Raw genomic sequence first — 21,739 nt, forward strand, 5'->3', positions numbered from 1 at the left:
ACCATTAAAATTTAGTGAATAATTCTATTTCAATAGTTAAATTTGACATTCTTAATTGGATAATAAACGCATATTGATTGATGAAAAAGCTTAACGAATTTATTTGGGAAACACATGGCATTCACGCTGGTACAGAGCAAGATCATGTAAAACATGGAATAGATAAATTAGAAGATATTATTGATAAGGCTATTGAGGCTAATAACCCCAGTATTACGTTTATTATTCACTCACCACGATTAACTAATTTTCGTTACACTGCAGAGCGTGAGACTAACGTAAAATTCATTAGAGGTAATAAATCGTATTTAAATTACCCGAAGCGTATCGCTAGCCTTCGTAAAAAATACGAGGGGCAAATAAATATTAAGTATGGTGTTGAGTTAGAATGGATGGGGCCTGAGCTTGGTTTGCAATGGAGTAGATCTAAAATATTTCAAGCCGAAGATGCCGATTATGTTATTGGTTCAGTACATTTTGCTCCTGAAGGCTTGCCTTACGACGGTTCAAAAGAAGAAGCTCAGGAATTATTAAAGTTACGCGGTAGTCTGGAAGCATACTGGGATGGTTATTTCAATGAAATGATCCAGATGATTGAGTGTTTTGGAGATATGATTCAGATTATTGGGCATATTGATTTGCCTAAGCTTAATGTCGATATGCCAGAAGCTTTGGTGAATTTTGAAACGAGTTCGCATCCTTTAGCAAATAAATTCAGAACGCTCTTAGAGCTTATTGCAGATAGAAATTTATCTCTAGATGTTAATATGGCAGGGAAATTTAAGGGTGTTGGTGTATACCCTGTTCAAAGTATTTTAAGACGTGCTAATGAACTTCAAATACCTGTTTGTGTAGGCACCGATACACATCATGTTCGTTATTATGGTTTGAACTATAAAGAGAGTCTAGAGTATATTCAAGAGGCAGGTTATGAAAGCTATGTGAGCTATTCTAAGTTGATTCCTGAAAATAGAACTATTTATGACGACCACGAACTAAAGGTTAAATATACCGTTTTAAATAAAGGTATTGAGTTGTTAAATCAAAGGTTGAACGAATCGGAAAGACGAATTATTCCTGATTTTTCTTTTGGCGGATCTTTTTTAGAGTTTGTTGATTTATATAAGAACTCAACTGGAATGGGAGATTATAATGCCATTCGAATACGAAAATGGGGGAAATCTATTACGGTAACAGACGAAGTTCCGAAAATGTCTAAAAACATTGTGAATGGTTTGTTTTCAGAACATTTAGATAAACCTGGTGTGGTATCTTCGCTTTTTAATACCCTAGCTTCAGAAGGAATTAATGTGGAAACAGCACGGTTAAAATCTAATAAAGATGGTACGGCCGTGGCATTTTTATCCATTGATAATGATAACGGTAACGTTAAAAGTGCTATTGATTTTATAAATGGAACAGATGCAGGACTTTTTTCAAAATTAACTTACCAAGAAAATGATGTTCTTCCCAACTACTATAGAGAAGGGGTGTATTTATTAGAAGTGGACGGTGTACGATTAAATTTAGCATTGAGTGAAAAAGTAATCCTTACCAAGCATCAAAATGCACCGGGGGTTTTGCTGATTTTATTATCAGCCTTAGCGTCAAAGAATATAAATATTATTGATTTACGACTTGGTAAACTGAATAATATGGGGTATTCTGCCATTGCTGTTAATGGCGATTCTAACGTTATTAAAAGTTTGTTAGATAAACTTGGAGATCAGTATTATGAAGCGAATTTAATCGAGTTTCATAGTTTTTAATTCCAGAGTTTGTTTTTTTGGATTAATCTTTGCTACATTTAAAAGCATGAATCGTTTCTTGTTTATAATTTGTTTTGGGTTTAATTTTTTATTAGCCCAACAGGTGGATATTGTTGATTTTAAATCTGCAAAAGTTAATATTTTCTTTAATGATTTAGTCAAAAAACAAGTTATAGGAACTGTTGTTTATGAGTTTGAAATATTGAAGGATGCAGACTCTATATACCTTGATGCTAAAAATTTTCAGACCATAAACTATGTGCTTAACGGTAAGTATAAAGGTGAACTTTACAATGGGAAACAGTTAATTGTAAAGCATGAATTTAAGGCTAATACTAAATATGCACTACAGGTAACTTGGGAAACTCAACCAAAGAAAGCGCTTTACTTTATTGATTGGGAGTATGAAGAGGGTGGTAATAAACAGGTATGGACCCAAGGCCAAGGGAAATACACTAGTAATTGGTTACCAAGTATTGATGACATGAACGAGAAGATTGAATTTGATTTGTCAGTTACTTTTGATTCTAATTATCAGGTTATTGCCAATGGAAATTTGGTTGATAAAGAAGTTAAAGGCTCAACAACCACATGGCATTACGATATGCAACACCCCATGTCAAGCTACTTAGTGGGTTTAGCAATTGGTAATTATGATAAAAAGGTAGAATATTCTAATAGTGGTATTCCTTTAGAAATGTATTATTATCCTAAGGATTCATTGAAATTTGAACCTACTTATCGTTATACCAAGCGTTTGTTCGATTTTTTGGAAGATGAAATTGGCGTGCCCTACCCATGGCAAAATTACAAGCAGGTTCCTGTTAAAGATTTTCTGTATGCAGGTATGGAAAACACGAGCACCACAATTTTTTCAGATGCTTTTGTAATTGATTCGATAGCATTTGTTGATAAAAATTATGTAAATGTAAATGCTCATGAATTAGCACATCAATGGTTCGGCGATTTAGTTACCGAAACCTCAGGGAGGCATCATTGGCTGCAAGAAGGTTTCGCAACGTATTATGCTTTATTAGCAGAAAGAGAAGTGTTTGGGGATTCTTACTACTTCTACAAACTTTTTGAATACGCTCAAGAATTGAAGATGCAGGATGAGGCCGGAGCAGGTACAGCACTTCTTAACCCGAAATCGAGTAGCACTACGTTTTATAAGAAAGGCGCTTGGGTATTGGTTTTGCTTCGAGATAAAGTAGGAGATAAGGCCTTTGAAAAAGGGGTAAAGACTTACTTAAAGGCATATAGATTTAAAAATGTAAGCACAGTTGATTTTATAAAAACAATTGAAAAGACGAGCCACATGGATTTGTCTGAATTTGTAGATATTTGGTTAAAATCTGATGATTTTCATTATAACGATCTCAAAACATTTTTATCAAATAAATCTAATAACTATCGGCAGTTTTTTGAATTAGATTGTAAAAACTCAAAAGAAAGTTGTTTAAGCTACTTAGAAACAAGTGATAATAATTATTTAAGGTCGGAAGTTGTAAATATTATGCAAGGCGAGTTTCCAAAAATTTTGTATAATTCAAAAGATATTAAATTACGTCAGGCCTTAGCTCAGTCGGTTTATGATATTCCGTTTGAACAAAAATCAAGTTATGAATCTTTTTTAAAGGATGAATCTTATATGACCTTGGAAACTGCTTTATTTAATTTATGGCGTAATTTTCCGCTAGAGCGAAAAAAATATTTACATCAAACTAAGGAAGTTCAGGGTTTTAGTGATAAGAATGTTAGAATTTTATGGCTAACATTGGCGTTTATTACTAACGATTATAACTCAATCAACAAAAGAGTTTATTTTAATGAACTTACTAGTTATACAAGCCCTAAATACGGTTTTGAAATACGCCAAAACGCATTTTCTTATTTGAATCAAATTCAGGCTTGTAAAGAAGTTTGTAAAGAAAACTTGAAAGAAGCCACTAATCATCATAATTGGCGCTTTAAAAAGTTTGCAAAAGAGCTATTGAAAGCTGAGTAAATACATTTTAAGTTTCTATATTTACTTTTAAAATTATCAATTTGAAAGCATTAGTGATTTCTGGAGGAGGTAGTAAAGGCGCATATGCAGGAGGTGTAGCTCAGTATTTAATTGAAGAAGAAAGAAGGAATTATGATCTGTTTTTAGGCACTTCTACAGGAAGTCTTTTAATACCTCATTTAGCTGCCGGAAAAATAAATAAAATACACAAAGTTTTTACTAATGTAAATCAGAGGAATATATTTAGTGTTAGTCCTTTTGTAGTGCATAAAAAGGATAACAGGGAGTACGTCTCAATTGACTTTTTAAATTCCTTGTGGCAGTTTATTAAAATGAAACGCACCTTTGGCGAAAGCAAAGCGTTAAAGCGCTATTTAAAAAAGAACTTTACTTACGAAGAATATAGTTTAATCAAAGAGAGTAGGGAAGATGTAGTGGTAACCGTTTCCAATTTATCTAAAAATATTGTAGAATATAAATCTATTAAGGATTTTAGCTATGACGAATTTTGTGATTGGATCTGGATTTCTTGTAATTATGTTCCTTTTATGTCTTTGGTGAAGAAAAACGGTTTTGAGTACGCTGATGGTGCTTTTGGATGTGTGGTTCCTATTCGGGAAGCCATTTTAAGAGGTGCCACGGAAATTGACGCTATTATTTTGGAATCAGAGAGTATGGCATATAACAAGGTGTTAGGAAAAAACCCATTTTCTTTAATGATTAATTTGTTTGGTCATTTATTAGATCAGGTTGAGCGTAGCGACATACTTATAGGAAAGTTGGCCGCTAAAAATAAAAATGTAAAGCTTAATTTGTATTATACACCGTCAAAACTTACCGAAAACTCTTTGGTTTTTAATAAAAAACTAATGAGTTCGTGGTGGCAACAAGGTTACTTTTATGCAAAAAAGAAATGTCAAGAAGCCCGCTCGAATGAGCTTCGTATGGATAAATAAATTACCAAATTTCTGCGACTTCTTCTTTTATAAAGGATAAGGCAGCGTCACTAGGTGATCTGCGTTCCATCATTTCAGATAAAACAACTTCTCTTAATTTATTTGCTGTATCTGTTTTTTCAGACATACCAGCTTTTCTTATGAGTTGAATCGTTGCATTTTTAGCAGTGGTAACAATATTCCAACATTTATCACTAATATAAATTTGTTGCGATAGGTTATGTTCAAACTCCTGTTCGATACTCTGAATTAATAAGGATTCATAATCAGCTTTGTTAGCAGAAACAGGAGGGATTCTAATCAATAACTTAGATGGCGAAACACGTTCTAAAAAAAGGGCCATTCTTTCATAAGCTTGCAAGCGTAAAGGCATCGCATTAACTTGTAAATCTTTTTTTAATAAAAACCGACGCCTGCCATCTTCATTTTCAGTGTGTGCTTTAAAAAAGTAATAAGCAATAATTCCTGTTATTAATGAAGGTATAGCAAATAAAAAAAGGTCAATTATTCTTGATGTATCCATATAGGTTAATTGGTTTTAGTTGGGTTTTTATCTGGATGATTGCCCAAATATAAACAATCTTTTAAATTCTGCATACCCCTGAATGGAACGGGTGTTTTTTCATAATTATATGTTCTACGTAATTCTTTTGAAAGATTATGATCACCTACATTCATTTCAATATCACTCATTTTAAATTGGCATGGGTGCTCGTGTCCAGCTGCATGTGTAATCTCTATAAATTCTTTTCTAAATGTTTTAAAATATTGAGCTAAACGTTCAGATTTTAAGGTTGGATCAATGCCATTTTGAAGCCATTTGCTTTGCGTAGCTACACCTGCAGGGCATCGATTTGTATGGCATACCTGCGCTTGAATACATCCAATACTCATCATAGCTTCTCTGGCTACATTTATACAATCTACTCCCATAGCAAAGGCCATGGCGGCTTTAGCTGGGAACCCGAGTTTCCCACTTCCAATGAATACGATATGTTCTGATAAATTTTTCCGTTTAAACAGCCTGTAAACATCACTGAACCCATAAACCCAAGGTAATGATACATGATCAGCAAAACTAGGAGGTGCTGCCCCGGTACCTCCTTCTCCACCATCAATAGTTATAAAATCTGGGCCATGCCCAGTTTCAACCATAATTTCTGCAAGTTCTTCCCATTGTTCTAGCTTTCCAATAGCTGCTTTTATCCCGACAGGGAGCCCTGTAGCTTTTGCTATTTTTTCAATAAAATCGACCAGTTCAGGAACATTAGAAAAGGCTTTATGGTTAGGAGGAGAAAGAACATCTTTACCAATTTCTACACCTCTTATGTCTGCAATTTCTTTAGTGATTTTTGATCCGGGTAAAACCCCGCCTTTACCGGGTTTGGCACCTTGAGATAATTTTACTTCAATAGCTCGAATAAAAGGGTTTTGTTCTACAAGTTTTATGAGTTTTTCTAAAGAAAAGCCTCCATCCTCATTACGAACCCCAAAATACCCCGTTCCAAAGTGAAAAACAACATCACCACCATAGCTGTGATATGGAGATAAACCACCTTCGCCAGTATTATGATAAGCCCCTGCAATTTTCACACCTTTGTTTAAAGATTCAATAGCTTTTGCAGAGAGCGAACCAAAACTCATGGCAGATACGTTAATTATCGATGCGGGCCTAAAAGGTCTTTTCCTGTTATGGAATTCGCCAATTATTTTCGCACAAGGCAAAAAGGTCTTATCAATTTTGTTAGGATGATTTTTCGCTACTTTATAAGGCATCATGGCGTTATTAATAAATATATGTTGATGTGTATAAATATCTCTATCTGTGCCGAATCCTTCGTAATTGTTCTCTTTTTTAGCTGAAGCATAAATCCAACTGCGCTCTATTCTATTAAAAGGTAGTTCTTCTCGGTTATTCGCAACAAAATACTGTCTCATTTCTGGACCTATACTTTCCAACCAATATCGTAAATGGCCAATTATTGGAAAATTGTGGCTAATGGTATGAGCTCTTTGAATAAAAATATCTCGAATGGCAACAAGAGTCAAGAAAATTAAAATCCAACTCCACCATGGGATGTTTGATAAAAAATTGAGTATAGAATTCATATTAATTATTTAAAAAATCAAAGGTTATTTGTGTGAGTATCTTCACGCCAAGAAGCAACCCACTTTCATCAATCATAAAATCTGGAGTATGGTGTGGAAACGCTTTTGTGTTTCCCGGAGTCATAGCTCCAAGAAAAAAATAAAATCCAGGAACAACTTCTTGGAAATATGAAAAATCCTCCCCTCCAGTTGTGGCTTTTCGTAAAAGTACATTTTTAGTACCAGCAACTTTCTGTAAGGTGGGTAGTGTTTTATCAACTAAATCAAAATCATTATAAGTAATTGCTGTATTTTCTTGAAACTCGATAATGGCTTCACCTCCATAGGCTTTAGCTATAGTTTTTGTCATTTCTGTCATACGCTTAATAATTTGATCACGCATGTCGGGATCCAAAGTTCTTAAAGTGCCAATAAGTTCAGCTGACTCTGGTATAATATTGAATCGCGTGCCAGCTGTAATTTTACCTACAGTAATAACGGCAGCCTCGTCAACTAGTTTCGTTTCTCTACTGATAATAGTTTGTAAACCATCAATAATTTTGGCAGAAATTAAAATGGGGTCCACACCTTGCCATGGCCTGCCACCATGTGTTTGCTTGCCTTTTACATTAATTACAAAACGTTCTACCGCCGCCATAGTACCTCCTTTTTTGTAATGTATGGTGCCCACTTCATAGTTCGATCTAATATGCAAACCAAAAATAGCATCTACCTTTGGGTTTTCTAAAACCCCTTCTTTAATCATTAGTTTAGCACCACCTTCTTCTCCCGGGAGGGGGCCTTCCTCAGCAGGCTGAAATATAAATTTAACCGTGCCTTTAATTTTATCTTTGTTTTTGGTAAGAATTTCGGCAACTCCCATTAAAATAGCAATATGAGCGTCATGACCACAAGCATGCATAACTCCAGTCTCTGTATTAAGAAAAGTTGTTTTAACTTCAGATTTAAAGGAGAGATCATTACGTTCAGTTACTGGTAAGCCATCAATATCGGCGCGAAGTGCAATAACTTTACCAGGAAGATTGCCTTTTAAAAGTCCAACAACTCCTGTATGTGCAACACCTGTTTGAACATCTAAACCCAAGTTTTTAAGGTGGGCTGCTATTTTTTCTGCAGTTTTAAATTCTCTATTTGAAAGTTCTGGATTCTGATGAAAATCACGTCTCCATTCAATAACTTTAGATTCTATTTCGCTAAACTGTTGATTTAAATTATCCTGTCCAGACGATTTTAAAATTCCGAAGAAAACGAACGCATATAGCAGATGTTTCATAAGTAAACCTATTTTTCAAGCTTAAAGATATTTAAAATATATCAAAGCATAGCTGCTAGTTGAATTGTTTATAATTATTAATAATTACAGCTAAATAAACCCCTAACAATGGTTATTTTCACGCTATTAAAATGATGACGATTTGGAAAAGTATTTAAGCCAATTAAATGATGCTCAATTAGAGCCTACCATACAAATTGATGGCCCTATGATTGTTATTGCAGGCGCTGGATCTGGGAAGACCCGTGTGCTTACATATCGCATAGCTTATATGATGAGTAAGGGTATTGATCCCTTTAATATACTGTCTTTAACCTTTACGAATAAGGCAGCCCGAGAAATGAAAGAGCGAATAGCGACTATAGTTGGTGCAAGCGAAGCCAAAAATTTATGGATGGGTACGTTTCACTCGGTATTTGCAAAAATTCTGCGTATAGAAGCAGATAAAATTGGGTATCCTAGTAATTTTACTATTTACGATACCCAAGATTCTGACCGCTTAATAGCTTCAATAATTAAGGAGTTGAATCTTGATAAAGATATTTATAAATACAAGCAAGTACGTTCTAGAATATCGTCTTATAAAAACAGCTTAATTACGGTAAGAGCCTATTTTCAAAACCCAGAACTTAAAGAGGCGGATACTATGGCAAGACGACCAAGGATGGGAGATATCTATAAGGAATATGTAGATCGTTGTTTTAAAGCTGGGGCAATGGATTTTGATGATTTATTATTGAAAACTAATGAGCTTTTAACCAGATTCCCTGATGTTTTAGCTAAGTATCAAAATAGGTTTAGATATATTTTAGTAGATGAGTATCAGGATACAAACCATTCCCAATATTTAATCGTTAGAGCTTTATCAGATAAGTTTCAGAATATTTGTGTAGTTGGTGATGATGCGCAGAGTATCTATGCTTTCCGTGGAGCTAACATTAATAATATTTTGAATTTTCAAAAGGATTATGATGATGTGAAAGAGTTTAGGTTAGAGCAAAATTATAGGTCTACCAAAAACATAGTAAATGCTGCTAATTCAATCATTGATAAAAATCAAACGAAACTTGAGAAAGTAGTTTGGACATCTAATGATGATGGAGGTAAAGTAAAAGTACATCGTTCTTTAACAGATGGAGACGAAGGGCGTTATGTGGCTAGTACCATTTGGGAAAACAAGATGCAGGATCAATTAAATAATAGTGATTTTGCCATTTTGTATAGGACTAATGCACAATCGAGATCTATTGAAGATGCTTTGAGAAAGCGTGATATTCCTTATAGAATTTACGGCGGTTTATCATTTTATCAGCGTAAGGAAATTAAAGATGTTTTATCGTATTTACGATTAATTATAAATCCGGCAGATGAAGAAGCCTTAAAGCGTGTTATTAACTTTCCACCAAGAGGTATTGGTCAAACCACAATGGATAAGCTTGTTGTTTCGGCCAATGGTTATAAGCGTACCATTTTTGAGGTGATGAAAAACATTGATAAAACAGACGTTAAGGTAAATTCTGGTACAAAAACGAAGCTCCAAAACTTTGTGACTTTAATCGAAAGTTTTCAAGTTATGAATCAAACGGCAGATGTTTTTGAATTGGCAGAACATGTTACAAGAACTACAGGTTTAATAAAAGAATTTAATAAAGATGGTACCCCAGAAGGTGTTGCCAAAATGGAGAATATTGAAGAGTTGTTAAATGGTATGAAGGACTTTGTTGAGGGGCAAAAAGAAATTGCCGATACAACAGGATCTTTAGCCGAGTTTTTAGAAGATGTTGCCTTGGCAACCGATTTGGATGCGGACAAAGGTGATACCGATCATGTAGCGTTAATGACCATACATTTGGCAAAAGGATTAGAATTTCCAACGGTGTTTATTGTTGGCCTAGAAGAAGATTTATTTCCAAGCGCTATGAGTATGAATACACGTAGTGAGCTAGAGGAGGAGCGCCGATTATTTTATGTGGCACTCACACGAGCTGAGAAACAAGCATATTTAACTTATGCCCTTTCACGATATCGATGGGGTAAATTAGTAGATTCTGAGCCTAGTCGTTTTATAGAAGAAATAGATGAACAGTATTTAGATATTATAACGCCAATTGAAGAAAGACGAATTAACCCAATGCTTTCTGCCGATATTTTTGGTGATGTAGAGCCTAATAAAATTAGATATAAGCCTGCAAAACAGGCCGTGTTACGGAAAGGAAAAACGTCTAAAATAGAACCGGAAAAATATCAAGCGCCAACACCTAAGAATTTAAAACCTGTATCGAAAGCTAATGGGAACACTAATTTGTTTGATACGAAATTAACTGTTGGTAATTTAGTAAAACATATAAGGTTTGGAACAGGTGAGGTTCTTAAAATTGAAGGTTCTGGAGCAGATATAAAAGCTGAAATTAAGTTTCAGCATGGAGGAACGAAAAAATTATTGCTGCGTTTTGCTAAGTTGGAAGTGATAGGTTAATTATTTGACCATACAAACGGAATTAATATGACCCTTTCCGTCATACTCTTTTACGGTATTATTAGGGTCAACTATCCATTCACCATCTACAATGAATTTGTAATGGTGTTTGCCGCCTGATAAGGGCAAAACGTATTTCCACCCATAATCCATTTTATGCATTATTAGGTCCTGTTCATTCCAATCATTGAATGAGCCAGCAAGTATAACCCTTTGAGCTTCTAAATAGCCTCTTAGCTTAAATGTGGTATATACTTTTATATTTATAACCGAATTGTACTCACCATATTCGTTTTCTATTCTATCGGGATTCGTAGGATCCGCCATCCACTTTCCATCCACAATAAAACGATATTGATATTTATCCGGTTTCATTTTTAGGGTAAGTTCCCAACCAGACTCTGTTTTATTCATCTTAAAAAGATCCTCATCCCATTTGTTAAATGACCCCGCTAAAATGACTTGTTTGGCATTTTTAAAGTCTTTTAATGTAAAAAAGGCATTACCATTTTTATCAGGATGCGCCGTATACATTTTTAAATTATAAATACCATGTAATCTTCTTCCATCTTTGCGGGCTTTGGATACATTAGGATCATGCTTTGATGGTTCTGCCCAATAGCTATTGTTAATTACATATTTGAACTCCCAAGAAAATTCATCATTAAAATCGTAAATACTCTTTCTAAGTTCATAATTATAGTCATCAATTTTTTTCATTTGCCACTGATCTCTAGACCAAAGATTAAATTCTCCTGAGACCGCTACATTTTCAATATCAAAGTCGGCGAAGTCTAAAGTCTGACCTGAATACTCCTGAGTGAATTTTGAATAATCTTTAACCTTAAAAGAAAAAACAACAGTATCTCCTTCAATTCTGTAGCCTTTTTGAGTCTTACTTTGTGCAAAAACAATAAAATTTAATAAGGTAAGAATGATGAGTAAAGTATGAGAAATACCAAATTTCACAAGTGTGCTATGGGATGGTTTATAAAGTATAATTGTTCTTTTTGATAATTAATGATTGTCCTTTTTTGAGTAAAAAACTCATAGCCTAAAATGCCATCTAATGATATGCCAAAAGCCTCATTCATTTTACTTAAGTTTGTCAAAACTGTTGACATTGGTCCAAAATAGGTGCTTTCGCTCAGTTTAACACGATGCAGTTTTCCTGCCAAAACTTCAATTTTTTTATTCCCAATACCAGATAAGCGCATTCTCCTTTTTGGTATAAAATACTTTAGGGCTTTTTTATTAATGCGTTTGTTTATTTGATTGAATTCTGCGGCTGTATCAATGCCTAGCTTTACTTTCTGATTATTAATTGTGCCGTCCACCACAATTGTGTGGTTTTTTAAACTGAAACTTACAGAATCAACTATTTTCTCTAAATATACGTTTTTATTCAATTTAACTCCAAAGGCATTCACTTTGGTTAAAGTAATTTGATTTAAATACATATCAATAAAAACTTCGTAGTCTTTTAAAATGTTGTAGCCTATAATACCTAGTAATTTAATTTTTTTGCTTTTTTCAATATGCGATAAATCAATTACATCTGACGTTTTATTTTCTAAAGTAAAGTTTTTTAAAATGAAGGTTTTTATGCGTTTCTGATAATTGTTTTCTACCGTATGTAGTACTCCAGAGGTATTCTGTTTTTTAGTTTGGTGATTGTATAGATTTGAAAAATGTACTTTATTTAAAATCAAGGACTCCGAGCCCGTATCAATTATAAAATTTCCTTTTTCGTTATATAATTCAGCTTCAATAATAATCAAGTGGTCTGCCAGTTTAAAAGGTATTCTTGTTGTGTATTGATTGATAATTTCTGCATTAGAAAAAATAATAGGAGGAGAGGAGGCGTTGTTTTTAGACACCGAAAAGCCCAGTTGCGAAACAAGTAATATTATCAAAAAAGCATTTCTCATACTAAAGAGACTGGTTTAATTCATAAATGTTACAAGTTTAGAGGTTGTTTTTTATATAAACTCTAAGCTTACCCCAAAGATCAAGTATTTCTGAAACACCAAGCCCATGACCAACATCTGGGTACAATGTGAATTCATGTGGTATTTGCAATTCTATTAATTTATCTCGCATGGCAATACCTTGCGAAATAGGAACTAATTCATCTTGCTCTGCGTAAAATAGTATGGTTGGAGGGGCGCTCGATTTTACTTGGTGATAGGGGCTAACTTCTTCTAGAAATTCGATTTCAGGAGTTTTACCAAATAAATCAATTAATGGTTCAATAATTGGCGATGTATTATTTAGGTATGCAGGATCTGTGAAATTTGTAGGACCAACAATGCTACATACCATATTTACACGATTACTCACATCAAAAGCATAAGACCATAACATGGATAAATGCGCGCCAGCACTAATCCCAATAAAACCAATATTTTGGGATAAAGAATACTTTTCTTTGTTGTCTTTTAAAAACGCAATTACCGCTGTTATATCATTAATTTGCATGGGGTAAGGGGGGGTATTAGAGCCTGCCAAGCGGTAATTTATATTTGCTATGGCAACATCGGGAAAATCTTGCTTAATTAATTCTTTCACAAAATTCATATCATTTTTGTCTCCTGATGTCCATCCACCACCATGAATCAAAATAAGTATTTTAGTAGCCTGTGTTCTTTTGGCAGGTAAAAATAAATCGAAGGTTTGCTCTATATCTGTTCCGTAAGGAATGTCTAAACCTTCATAATTTATTGAGGAATCGAATTCATTAATAGTTTCAATTTCATTTTCTGATTTTGAGCAACCAATTAAAAGAAAAACTAGTGTAACATGAATTAAAAGGAATCTGATATGTGTCATTTAAAAATAATATTTAATTTGTGAACGTAAAAGGAATATAATTATTATGGCAGAATTTATAAGAATTTATGAAGAAAACCCTAATCCAAAGGAAATAGAAAAGGCTGTGAAGATTTTGAAACGTGGCGGACTTATTATTTATCCAACTGACACGGTTTATGGTTTGGGCTGTGATATTACTAATATAAAAGCTTTAGAAAAAGTTGCGAGAATTAAAGGCGTGAAATTGGAGAAATCTAATTTCTCATTTGTATGTCATGACTTAAGTAATTTAAGTGATTATGTGAAACAAATAGACACTTCTGTATTTAAAATATTAAAACGAGCACTTCCTGGGGCATATACTTTTATTCTTCCTGGCTCTAAATCGTTACCTCATCCTTTTAAGAAACGAAAAACAGTGGGTATTAGGGTGCCAGACAATAATATCGCATTAGAGATTGTAAAGCAATTGGGGAACCCAATAATATCAACATCTATACATGATGAGGATGATATACTGGAATATACTACAGATCCTGAATTAATTTTAGAGAAATGGGATAGTTTGGTCGATTTAGTAATTGATGGTGGCTATGGTGATAATGAACCTTCTACTATTGTTGATTTGTCTGAAGACAACCCCATTGTTATACGAGAGGGTAAAGGTGATTTAGAAATATTTTAAAAGGCCATTCTAAAGTTTTATTTAGGTCTGAGACGTCAAATGCTAAAGTTTCTTGAAAAATCTTAAAGCTAGAAGCCTTTTGGGTAGCACTTTAATTGATTTAAATAAGTTTATAAAAAAAGCCCAACTTAAAAAGTTGAGCTTTTAATTATTTATAAAACCTATTTTCTAGTTTGCACCAGATTCAAGGTTTTTCATTTCTTTTTCAATCATATCGTAAAACTGATCAATCTTAGGCATAACAACAACACGTGTACGTCTGTTTTTTGCTCTGTTTTCAGCAGTATCATTATCTACTAATGGAACATAAGAGCTACGTCCAGCAGCTATTAGTTGAGCTGGATTAACATCTAAATCCTGTAAAACTCTAATAATTGATGTAGAACGTTTAACACTCAAATCCCAGTTGTCTAATAATACACCTTTTTGGTATGATTGGCTATCCGTATGACCTTCAATCATGCACTCAAAGTCCGGTTTACTATTCACTACTTTTGCAACTTTAGCTAAAACCTCTTTTGCTCTAGTTGTTACATTATAGCTACCACTTTTAAACAACAATTTATCCGCAATAGAAATAAAAACAACTCCTTTTTCAACATTTACCTCAATATCAGGATCGTTAATTCCAACTTCTCTTTTCAAACTTGTAACTAAAGCTAAGGTAACACTATCCTTTTGGGTAAGTGCATCTTGTAATCTTGAAATTTTAAGCTCTTTTTCCTTAATGCTTTCTAAAGTTTTCTCAATACTGCTCGCACCTTTTGCAGATAAAACAGTTAAATTATCATTGTTTTTACGTAAATCTGCTACTTGTTCTTCTAAAGCTGTGGCTCTGGCGGTTGCTGAAGCTCTGTCTTCTAAACAAGAGTTTAATTTTACTGTGGCAGAATTAAGTAAATCTTGAGTTTCTTTTTGTTTTGCTTCAAGATCTGTAAATTGTTTTTTTGATACACATGAACTTAGTAGTACCATTGCAGATGCACCAAGTAATAAGATTTTCTTCATAATTAATTAGGATTAACTTTTCTAAAATTGTTTCACAAAAATATATAAAAAACGATGGTTTACACTATTTTAACAAAACTTTTACTAATGAGTTATAAACTATTGTAATTTGTTTTTTTATTTACGAAATAATCAAATACTACAGATGTTTTTTGATAATATTTAATCTTATCTCTTGTTTGTTTTCGTTGAACTAGTAAATGTTTTAAATGACTATAAAAACCAAAATGTGCTTTTATTATTGAAAACGTATGTTGAGGTTTAAATTCTAATAAAAATTTTAATCCGGCTATACCATCTAATACTAAACGTATGAAAATAAGACCTAATAAAAATCCTTTTGCATTTTTAGTAAGTGTAAACAGGCTATTTCTAAAGTTTAGAAACGTTTTTTTTGGGTTTTGCTCATTCAAGGTGGCTCCGCCTAAATGATAGACTTTCGATGCACCAACATATTTAATCCTGAAACCCAAGTTTTTTGCTCGCCAGCATAAATCTATTTCTTCCATATGCGCAAAAAAGGATTCGTCTAAACCATTAAGTTTATTATACACCACACTCCTTATAAATAAGCAAGCTCCCGATGCCCAAAATATTTCTGTTACATCATTGTATTGCCCCTTATCTTCTTCAATACTATTAAAAATACGTCCTCGACAATATGGATAGCCGTATTTATCTATAAAACCACCAGCAGCACCGGCATATTCAAAGTGTGTTCTGTTATTGTAATCTAATAATTTAGGTTGTATGATAGCTGTTTTTGGTTCTTTAGCGAATGTTTCGAGTACAGGACTTAGCCAGTGTTTAGTAACTTCAACATCATTATTTAAAAGACAAAATATATCAGCCTTTATTTTTTTTAAGGCGTCATTGTATCCTTTTGCGTATCCACCGTTTTCTTTGTTTTGAATAATTTTAACAGTTGGAAATGCTTTATTTATGAATTGAACAGAGTCATCTGTAGAAGCGTTATCTGCAACATAGACCGTAACTTCAGGTGAGTTTTCAACAACCGATGGTAAAAACTGTTCTAATAATTTTTTGCCATTCCAATTTAATATGACTACAGCTATTTTCATGGATTATAGTCGGGAATTTCTTTTAAAAACAGATAACGTTCATTTTTTAAATCCGTTTGGCAATAATAATGATTTAATCCATTAGTTACCATTAAATAGGACGCATTTAGCTTTAGATTGTATCGAGCAATTTGATCAAAAGTTTCTTGATTAATAATGATTTTAGGTGATTTACATTCAACAATTAAGTGAATATTACCATCAGACTTGAAAATGACAATATCATATCTTTTTTTTAATGAATTGATTGTGAGTTCTTTTTCAACATTTATTAAAGATTTTGGATAACCTTTAACATTAACGAGATATTGAACACAATGCTGGCGCACCCATTCTTCAGGTTGCAAAACCACAAATTTTTTACGAATGGGATCAAAAATAGAAACTTTATTTTCTTTATTTTTGAAGCGAAAGGTATATTTTGGAAAATTAAGTGCTTGCAAATGCGTTTATTTATTTTTCAAAGTTAAACTACAATAATCAATAACCCAAAATCCGCTTATAATTGTTGCGTTTTAGGTGTTGTTTCATTCTTTTTTTGATTTGGACGAAGTCAAACAGTTAGTAACAGATATAAAAAACAAAAACTTAAAACCTATTTATTTTTTAATGGGTGAAGAGGCTTATTATATAGATAAGATTTCAGATTTTATCGAGTCGAGTGTTTTAGCGGAAGAAGAACGCGGATTTAATCAAATGATCCTTTATGGGAGGGATATTTCTATTGAAGATATTGTTAGCAACGCTAAGCGTTATCCTATGATGGCAGAATATCAGGTGGTTATTGTAAAGGAAGCACAAGATTTGTCAAGAACTATCGAGAAATTATCAAAATATGCTGAAAACCCTCAGCCCACAACAATTTTGGTAATAAACTATAAGTACAAAAAAATTGATAAGCGTAAAGCCTTGTATAAAACTTTAAAGAAAACTGGGTTAATTTACGAAAGTAAAAAGCTTTATGAAAATCAAGTAGCTGATTGGATAAGACGAGTTCTCTCTCCAAAAAAGTATGGTATTACACCTAAAGCAGCTCAAATGCTGGTTGAGTTTTTAGGCACCAATTTAAGTAAAATAAATAATGAACTAGAAAAGCTGCAAATTATATTGCCTCAAGGTACTCAGATTTCACCTGAGCATATTGAAGAACATATTGGGATAAGTAAAGACTATAATAATTTTGAGCTTAGAAAAGCTATTGGAGAAAGAAATAGTGTTAAGGCTTATAAAATAGTAAACTACTTTTCTGAAAACCCAAAAGACAATCCCATGGTAGTTACTGTATCTTTATTGTTTAATTTTTTTTCGCAGTTGCTTCATTTTCATGGATTAAAGGATAAGTCTCCTCGTAACGTCGCATCAGCTTTAAAAATCAATCCATATTTTGTAAATGAATACATTGCTGCCGCTAGAAATTATCCAATGAGGAAAGTTAGTGGAGTAGTATCTACTTTAAGAGAGTTTGATGTTAAAAGTAAAGGGGTTGGATCAAATGCTGTTCCTCAGGGAGACTTACTTAAAGAGTTATTAGTTCGAATTTTAAATTGATTTATTCCAATGAAATTTCTTATTCATGAAAGCTGGAAACCTTATTTAAAAAAGGAGTTTTCCGAGCCTTATTTCAAGTGTTTGATTAACTTTTTGGCTTTAGAGTATAAAAACCACACTTGTTTCCCTCCTAAGGATCAAATATTTAATGCTTTTAATCATTGCCTTTTTGATGATTTAAAGGTGGTTATCCTAGGGCAAGATCCTTACCACGATTATGGACAAGCTAATGGTTTGTGCTTTTCGGTTAACGATGGTGTTAAGTATCCGCCTTCTTTAGTAAACATTTTTAAAGAGATTAAAAACGATTTGGATATTTCATATCCCGTTAGTGGTAATTTAGTGAGGTGGGCAAATCAAGGTGTATTGCTTTTAAATGCTACGTTAACAGTTAGAGCATATGAGGCTGGAAGTCATCAAAAAAAAGGTTGGGAAGTTTTTTCTGATGCCGTTATAAAAACTATTAATGATAATAAGGAAGATGTTGTCTTTCTATTATGGGGTGGTTATGCTAAAAAAAAAAATAAGTTGATCGATAAGAATAAGCACACAGTGTTAACTTCTGGTCATCCATCTCCGTTGAGTGCTAATAGGGGATATTGGTTTGGTAATAGGCACTTTAGCGAAGTGAATAATAGACTTGAAAATTGCGGTAAATCACCAATTAAATGGTAATGTATTTATAGAGGAAATATAAATAAAGTCGTTTTTAGCTGCCCGTTGGTGCTAATCGATTAGAAATAGGTTTAATAGAAATCTCTGGCTTTAACACTACAGGCTTCTTATTCTTACTTGTTGTTCTAACAACCTTGTTCGAACTAAACTTTAGAAGTAAAAAATTAATAAATACAAGAACAGAGATAATTATAGCAGTTGTTAATATCATCTTATTTATATTCTGATTTTTCGCCAAAATACACATAATTTCGATTACGTGCAATATTTGACAGATTTATTATAAATTTAAATTTATAATTTGAGCCAAAATTAATAAATAAAAGACTACAAATGAATAAGTAGTTATACTTATTTTATATTTTTTAGAGATATATAAATTCTTATAAATATTATTGAAGAATCTTTAAATTTTTAATAATATTTTTAGGTATTGCGTTCTTATGAATGGTAATTGAAATAGTTTTTAATCTGAAATAATTTTCACTCATATAGATGTAGCCTCCATGATTAACATGCTTAGAGTCAGAGCCCCAAGAGTTTTTTACTTTATAATACGTATGACCTTTTTGATCTTTTAGCAAACCAGTAATATGCATTAAATGATCATCAGTCGTATTTTGGTTTTCGAATTCCTTTTGCCTAAACTCTTGAGATATTTTTTTTTCTGACTTAATTGTTTCCAAAATAACTAATTGGTCTTCTGGTTTCTCAGGAATGACGGCAATTCCATGTTTCGCCGAAAATGTTTTTTCACTAACATCACAATCCAATTCAATAGAGTAGCCTTTTTCTAAAGCATTATTGGTAATACTCACTAAGTCATCTAGTGAAACATTGTAAAAACTGCCGTTTGAAAAATTATCTGGAATGTTTAAAATGAATTTTGAATTAAAAGGTTCATGTGTGAAAGAGGTAATACTCACGTAGTTATTAGGTGCAATTTCAGTATATTTTAAAAACGATTTAGGAGTATAAATGACACCTTCGAAACTAAACGAGTCTATTTTTTTTCCAAGATAAACATCCAATATTTTTTCTGTGACGTCTTTCCATTTAGATGAAATTTCACCTCCAGGCTTGGTCAAATAAGCGTCTATTGTACTTTTCAAAATGGCCACCACTTCCGAATGATCATGAAAGGAAGTATCTTCATGCAATCCAGAATAAGCACTATTGGGAACTAAACCATGTTTCTCAATACTATTTAGTACATCATGGGCTAAACCACCTTCGCCAAATTGAGCTTTTCCTTGTCTCATGATATAGTTCCATGATTTGTCGACATAGGCATTCCGAACATTATACATTTCAGAAAGATTGATGTTTTTACCAGTTAATCTAATAATTTCACTTTCTAAAAAAGAAGATGTAGAAAAACTCCAACAGGTACCCGTATTACCTTGGCTAATAACATTCGTAGTTTCTAAATCAATTACAGTTTTAAATTCATACGATTGACTTTGACTGTTAAACGTCAAAATAAATAGAACTAGGATTAAAATGTTATTTTTCATAATTCATCTAAGGGTTTTAATGAAATAAAATTTACTTTTGGCTAAAATTAAGAAAATGGAACAAGCTAATTGGGTTACCGTTAAAGAATATCAGGATATTACCTATAAAAAGTGTCATGGTGTTGCTAGGATAGCTTTTAATAGACCTAATGTAAGGAATGCATTTCGTCCAAAAACGACTAGCGAATTATACGATGCTTTTTATGACGCTAATGAAGATGTAAGTATTGGAGTCGTTTTATTATCTGCCGAGGGGCCTTCAACTAAAGATGGCGTATATTCATTTTGTAGTGGAGGTGATCAAAAGGCAAGAGGTCATCAAGGATATGTTGGAGAAGACGGTTATCATAGATTAAATATATTAGAAGTGCAACGTTTAATTCGTTTTATGCCAAAAGCTGTTATTGCTGTTGTTCCGGGTTGGGCAGTTGGTGGAGGACATAGTTTACATGTGGTATGCGATTTAACGCTGGCAAGTAAAGAACATGCTATATTTAAGCAAACAGATGCAGATGTAACGAGTTTCGATGGTGGCTATGGATCTGCCTATTTAGCAAAAATGGTTGGTCAGAAAAAAGCACGTGAAATATTTTTCTTGGGAAGAAATTACTCCGCTCAAGAAGCTTATGATATGGGGATGGTTAATGCCGTAATTCCACATGACGATTTAGAAAACATAGCTTATGAGTGGGCACAAGAAATATTAGCAAAATCTCCAACATCTATTAAAATGTTGAAGTTTGCAATGAATTTAACAGATGATGGTATGGTAGGGCAGCAAGTTTTTGCTGGTGAAGCTACACGATTAGCCTATATGACTGATGAAGCAAAAGAAGGTAGAAATGCTTTTTTAGAAAAGCGTAAGCCTAATTTTGATAAAAAATGGATTCCATAAATGGAAAAAATATCTACATGGATTTCTGCCATGCGCTTAAGGACACTACCTCTGTCTATTTCAGGAATTATTTTAGCATCTTGTTTAGCGCATTACAATGGTTTTTTTCAGTGGCATATTTTTGTTTTGGCTATTTTAACGACGTTAAGTTTTCAAGTACTTTCAAATTTAGCTAATGATTATGGTGATGGCGTTAAGGGCACTGATAATGATGATAGAATTGGACCAGAGCGCGCGATTCAATCTGGAAAAATATCTCCAGAAGAATTATTTCATGCCATAAAGATTAATGTTCTAATTTCAATAGGTTTAGCTCTTGCATTAATTTTTCAGGCTTTTGGATCAAAACATTTTTTATTAACGGTTACTTTTTTTGCATTAGGCATGGGTTCGATTGTTGCAGCTATTCGCTACACTGTAGGTGGTAAAGCTTATGGTTACAAGGGCTTGGGGGATGTGTTTGTTTTTTTGTTTTTTGGCCTCGTAAGTGTTATTGGATGCTATGTACTCTATGCAAGAACTATAGATCATGTTGTTTTTTTACCCGCAATTACTATTGGGTTATTAAGTACTGGTGTTTTGAATTTGAATAACATGAGGGACAGGAATTCAGATGCGAAAGCTGATAAAATAACTTTGGCCGTAAAGCTTGGAGAAACTAGAGTTAAACAATATCATTATTTTTTAATTATTTCGGCCATTACATTATCTGGATTATTCGGAATATTATATTATACCTCACCTTTTAATTTAATCTTTATAATAGCTTATATTCCGCTTTTTATTCACTTAAAAAAAGTAAAAACTAATACAGATCTTAAACTGTTAGATCCGGAACTAAAAAAACTTGCTCTAACGACTGTTTTATTGGCTGTATTGATGGGAATAGGTCATTTAATGTAGAATTTTTTCGTATTTTCATTT

Annotated in this window: 19 protein-coding genes; 9 read left to right on the forward strand and 10 right to left on the reverse strand. The window is 33.0% G+C overall.

The window, feature by feature from the left end; translation table 11 throughout:
- Positions 1 to 80 precede the first annotated feature (80 nt).
- The 3 genes from Q0857_RS08635 to Q0857_RS08645 are packed head-to-tail and all read left to right on the forward strand — an operon-like array spanning position 81 to position 4,733.
- Positions 81 to 1,769, forward strand: a complete 1,689-nt coding sequence (locus Q0857_RS08635; protein WP_298533868.1) for a histidinol-phosphatase HisJ family protein — start codon at positions 81 to 83, stop codon at positions 1,767 to 1,769.
- 46 nt (positions 1,770 to 1,815) lie between these two features.
- The gene (locus Q0857_RS08640) at positions 1,816 to 3,777 is read left to right on the forward strand and encodes a M1 family metallopeptidase (protein WP_298533870.1); all 1,962 of its coding nucleotides are present in this window, start codon (positions 1,816 to 1,818) and stop codon (positions 3,775 to 3,777) included.
- Between the two features lie 41 nt (positions 3,778 to 3,818).
- Positions 3,819 to 4,733: a patatin-like phospholipase family protein gene (locus Q0857_RS08645; RefSeq protein ID WP_298533873.1), complete on the forward strand. Its 915-nt coding sequence runs from the start codon at positions 3,819 to 3,821 to the stop codon at positions 4,731 to 4,733.
- A 1-nt stretch (position 4,734) separates the two neighbouring features.
- On the opposite strand, the gene Q0857_RS08650 is transcribed toward Q0857_RS08645, so the two are convergent.
- Genes Q0857_RS08650 through Q0857_RS08660 form a run of 3 tightly spaced genes read right to left on the reverse strand, consistent with a single transcriptional unit; the run spans position 4,735 to position 8,115 of the window.
- Positions 4,735 to 5,256 (reverse strand): hypothetical protein, encoded by a 522-nt coding sequence (locus tag Q0857_RS08650; protein ID WP_298533876.1) that lies wholly within the window; start codon positions 5,254 to 5,256, stop codon positions 4,735 to 4,737.
- 5 nt (positions 5,257 to 5,261) lie between these two features.
- Entirely contained in the window at positions 5,262 to 6,842 is a 1,581-nt protein-coding gene (locus Q0857_RS08655) for an FMN-binding glutamate synthase family protein (protein WP_298533878.1), read from the reverse strand.
- Between the two features lies 1 nt (position 6,843).
- On the reverse strand, positions 6,844 to 8,115 hold the full coding sequence (locus Q0857_RS08660; protein ID WP_298533880.1) for an amidohydrolase: 1,272 nt from the start codon (positions 8,113 to 8,115) through the stop codon (positions 6,844 to 6,846).
- A gap of 142 nt (positions 8,116 to 8,257) precedes the next feature.
- Here Q0857_RS08660 and Q0857_RS08665 point away from each other — a divergent pair, with 142 nt between their 5' ends.
- The gene (locus Q0857_RS08665; protein ID WP_298533882.1) at positions 8,258 to 10,591 is read left to right on the forward strand and encodes an ATP-dependent helicase; all 2,334 of its coding nucleotides are present in this window, start codon (positions 8,258 to 8,260) and stop codon (positions 10,589 to 10,591) included.
- On the opposite strand, the gene Q0857_RS08670 is transcribed toward Q0857_RS08665, so the two are convergent.
- Genes Q0857_RS08670 through Q0857_RS08680 form a run of 3 tightly spaced genes read right to left on the reverse strand, consistent with a single transcriptional unit; the run spans position 10,592 to position 13,423 of the window.
- Positions 10,592 to 11,560 (reverse strand): glycogen-binding domain-containing protein, encoded by a 969-nt coding sequence (locus tag Q0857_RS08670; protein ID WP_298533884.1) that lies wholly within the window; start codon positions 11,558 to 11,560, stop codon positions 10,592 to 10,594.
- Positions 11,557 to 12,522, reverse strand: a complete 966-nt coding sequence (locus Q0857_RS08675) for a hypothetical protein (RefSeq protein WP_298533887.1) — start codon at positions 12,520 to 12,522, stop codon at positions 11,557 to 11,559. The genes Q0857_RS08670 and Q0857_RS08675 overlap by 4 nt, the downstream gene beginning before the upstream one ends.
- Before the next feature lie 37 nt (positions 12,523 to 12,559).
- Positions 12,560 to 13,423 carry an alpha/beta hydrolase gene (locus Q0857_RS08680; RefSeq protein WP_298533889.1) on the reverse strand — a complete coding sequence of 288 codons (864 nt, stop codon included), beginning with the start codon at positions 13,421 to 13,423 and terminating at the stop codon, positions 12,560 to 12,562.
- A gap of 46 nt (positions 13,424 to 13,469) precedes the next feature.
- Here Q0857_RS08680 and Q0857_RS08685 point away from each other — a divergent pair, with 46 nt between their 5' ends.
- Positions 13,470 to 14,090: an L-threonylcarbamoyladenylate synthase gene (locus Q0857_RS08685; RefSeq protein WP_298533892.1), complete on the forward strand. Its 621-nt coding sequence runs from the start codon at positions 13,470 to 13,472 to the stop codon at positions 14,088 to 14,090.
- Between the two features lie 168 nt (positions 14,091 to 14,258).
- On the opposite strand, the gene Q0857_RS08690 is transcribed toward Q0857_RS08685, so the two are convergent.
- The 3 genes from Q0857_RS08690 to Q0857_RS08700 form a co-directional block, all read right to left on the reverse strand.
- Positions 14,259 to 15,098 carry an OmpA family protein gene (locus tag Q0857_RS08690; RefSeq protein ID WP_298533894.1) on the reverse strand — a complete coding sequence of 280 codons (840 nt, stop codon included), beginning with the start codon at positions 15,096 to 15,098 and terminating at the stop codon, positions 14,259 to 14,261.
- A 92-nt stretch (positions 15,099 to 15,190) separates the two neighbouring features.
- A complete protein-coding gene (locus Q0857_RS08695) occupies positions 15,191 to 16,180 on the reverse strand; it encodes a glycosyltransferase family 2 protein (protein ID WP_298533897.1) in 990 nt (329 codons plus the stop codon).
- Positions 16,177 to 16,623 (reverse strand): type I restriction enzyme HsdR N-terminal domain-containing protein, encoded by a 447-nt coding sequence (locus tag Q0857_RS08700; protein WP_298533900.1) that lies wholly within the window; start codon positions 16,621 to 16,623, stop codon positions 16,177 to 16,179. Before Q0857_RS08700 ends, Q0857_RS08695 begins: the two co-directional genes overlap by 4 nt.
- 100 nt (positions 16,624 to 16,723) lie before the next feature.
- On the opposite strand from Q0857_RS08700, the gene holA reads away from it, so the two are divergent.
- Together holA and ung are read left to right on the forward strand one after the other, a co-directional pair.
- Positions 16,724 to 17,728: a DNA polymerase III subunit delta gene (gene holA, locus Q0857_RS08705; RefSeq protein ID WP_298533902.1), complete on the forward strand. Its 1,005-nt coding sequence runs from the start codon at positions 16,724 to 16,726 to the stop codon at positions 17,726 to 17,728.
- Positions 17,729 to 17,737: 9 nt separating this feature from the next.
- On the forward strand, positions 17,738 to 18,403 hold the full coding sequence (ung, locus tag Q0857_RS08710; protein ID WP_298533905.1) for a uracil-DNA glycosylase: 666 nt from the start codon (positions 17,738 to 17,740) through the stop codon (positions 18,401 to 18,403).
- 392 nt (positions 18,404 to 18,795) lie between these two features.
- Here the strand turns inward: ung and Q0857_RS08715 are convergent, their stop codons facing one another.
- Positions 18,796 to 19,920: a C1 family peptidase gene (locus Q0857_RS08715; RefSeq protein WP_298533909.1), complete on the reverse strand. Its 1,125-nt coding sequence runs from the start codon at positions 19,918 to 19,920 to the stop codon at positions 18,796 to 18,798.
- A 55-nt stretch (positions 19,921 to 19,975) separates the two neighbouring features.
- Between Q0857_RS08715 and Q0857_RS08720 the strand changes: the two genes are divergently transcribed.
- Both Q0857_RS08720 and menA read left to right on the forward strand, forming a co-directional pair.
- Complete coding sequence (locus Q0857_RS08720) at positions 19,976 to 20,815, forward strand: 1,4-dihydroxy-2-naphthoyl-CoA synthase (protein WP_298533910.1); 840 nt, start codon at positions 19,976 to 19,978, stop codon at positions 20,813 to 20,815.
- Complete coding sequence (menA, locus tag Q0857_RS08725; protein ID WP_298533913.1) at positions 20,816 to 21,718, forward strand: 1,4-dihydroxy-2-naphthoate octaprenyltransferase; 903 nt, start codon at positions 20,816 to 20,818, stop codon at positions 21,716 to 21,718.
- Positions 21,719 to 21,739: the final 21 nt, after the last annotated feature.

The sequence above is a fragment of the uncultured Algibacter sp. genome, from assembly GCF_947495925.1.
Classification (GTDB): Bacteria; Bacteroidota; Bacteroidia; order Flavobacteriales; family Flavobacteriaceae; genus Algibacter_E.

Coding starts and splice junctions, on each gene's coding strand:
- Q0857_RS08635 (WP_298533868.1), top strand. CDS start 81: ATGAAAAAGCTTAACGAATTTATTTGGGAAACACATGGCATTCACGCT.
- Q0857_RS08640 (WP_298533870.1), top strand. CDS start 1,816: ATGAATCGTTTCTTGTTTATAATTTGTTTTGGGTTTAATTTTTTATTA.
- Q0857_RS08650 (WP_298533876.1), bottom strand. CDS start 5,256: ATGGATACATCAAGAATAATTGACCTTTTTTTATTTGCTATACCTTCA.
- Q0857_RS08655 (WP_298533878.1), bottom strand. CDS start 6,842: ATGAATTCTATACTCAATTTTTTATCAAACATCCCATGGTGGAGTTGG.
- Q0857_RS08660 (WP_298533880.1), bottom strand. CDS start 8,115: ATGAAACATCTGCTATATGCGTTCGTTTTCTTCGGAATTTTAAAATCG.
- Q0857_RS08675 (WP_298533887.1), bottom strand. CDS start 12,522: ATGAGAAATGCTTTTTTGATAATATTACTTGTTTCGCAACTGGGCTTT.
- Q0857_RS08680 (WP_298533889.1), bottom strand. CDS start 13,423: ATGACACATATCAGATTCCTTTTAATTCATGTTACACTAGTTTTTCTT.
- Q0857_RS08685 (WP_298533892.1), top strand. CDS start 13,470: ATGGCAGAATTTATAAGAATTTATGAAGAAAACCCTAATCCAAAGGAA.
- Q0857_RS08690 (WP_298533894.1), bottom strand. CDS start 15,098: ATGAAGAAAATCTTATTACTTGGTGCATCTGCAATGGTACTACTAAGT.
- Q0857_RS08695 (WP_298533897.1), bottom strand. CDS start 16,180: ATGAAAATAGCTGTAGTCATATTAAATTGGAATGGCAAAAAATTATTA.
- ung (WP_298533905.1), top strand. CDS start 17,738: ATGAAATTTCTTATTCATGAAAGCTGGAAACCTTATTTAAAAAAGGAG.
- Q0857_RS08715 (WP_298533909.1), bottom strand. CDS start 19,920: ATGAAAAATAACATTTTAATCCTAGTTCTATTTATTTTGACGTTTAAC.
- Q0857_RS08720 (WP_298533910.1), top strand. CDS start 19,976: ATGGAACAAGCTAATTGGGTTACCGTTAAAGAATATCAGGATATTACC.
- menA (WP_298533913.1), top strand. CDS start 20,816: ATGGAAAAAATATCTACATGGATTTCTGCCATGCGCTTAAGGACACTA.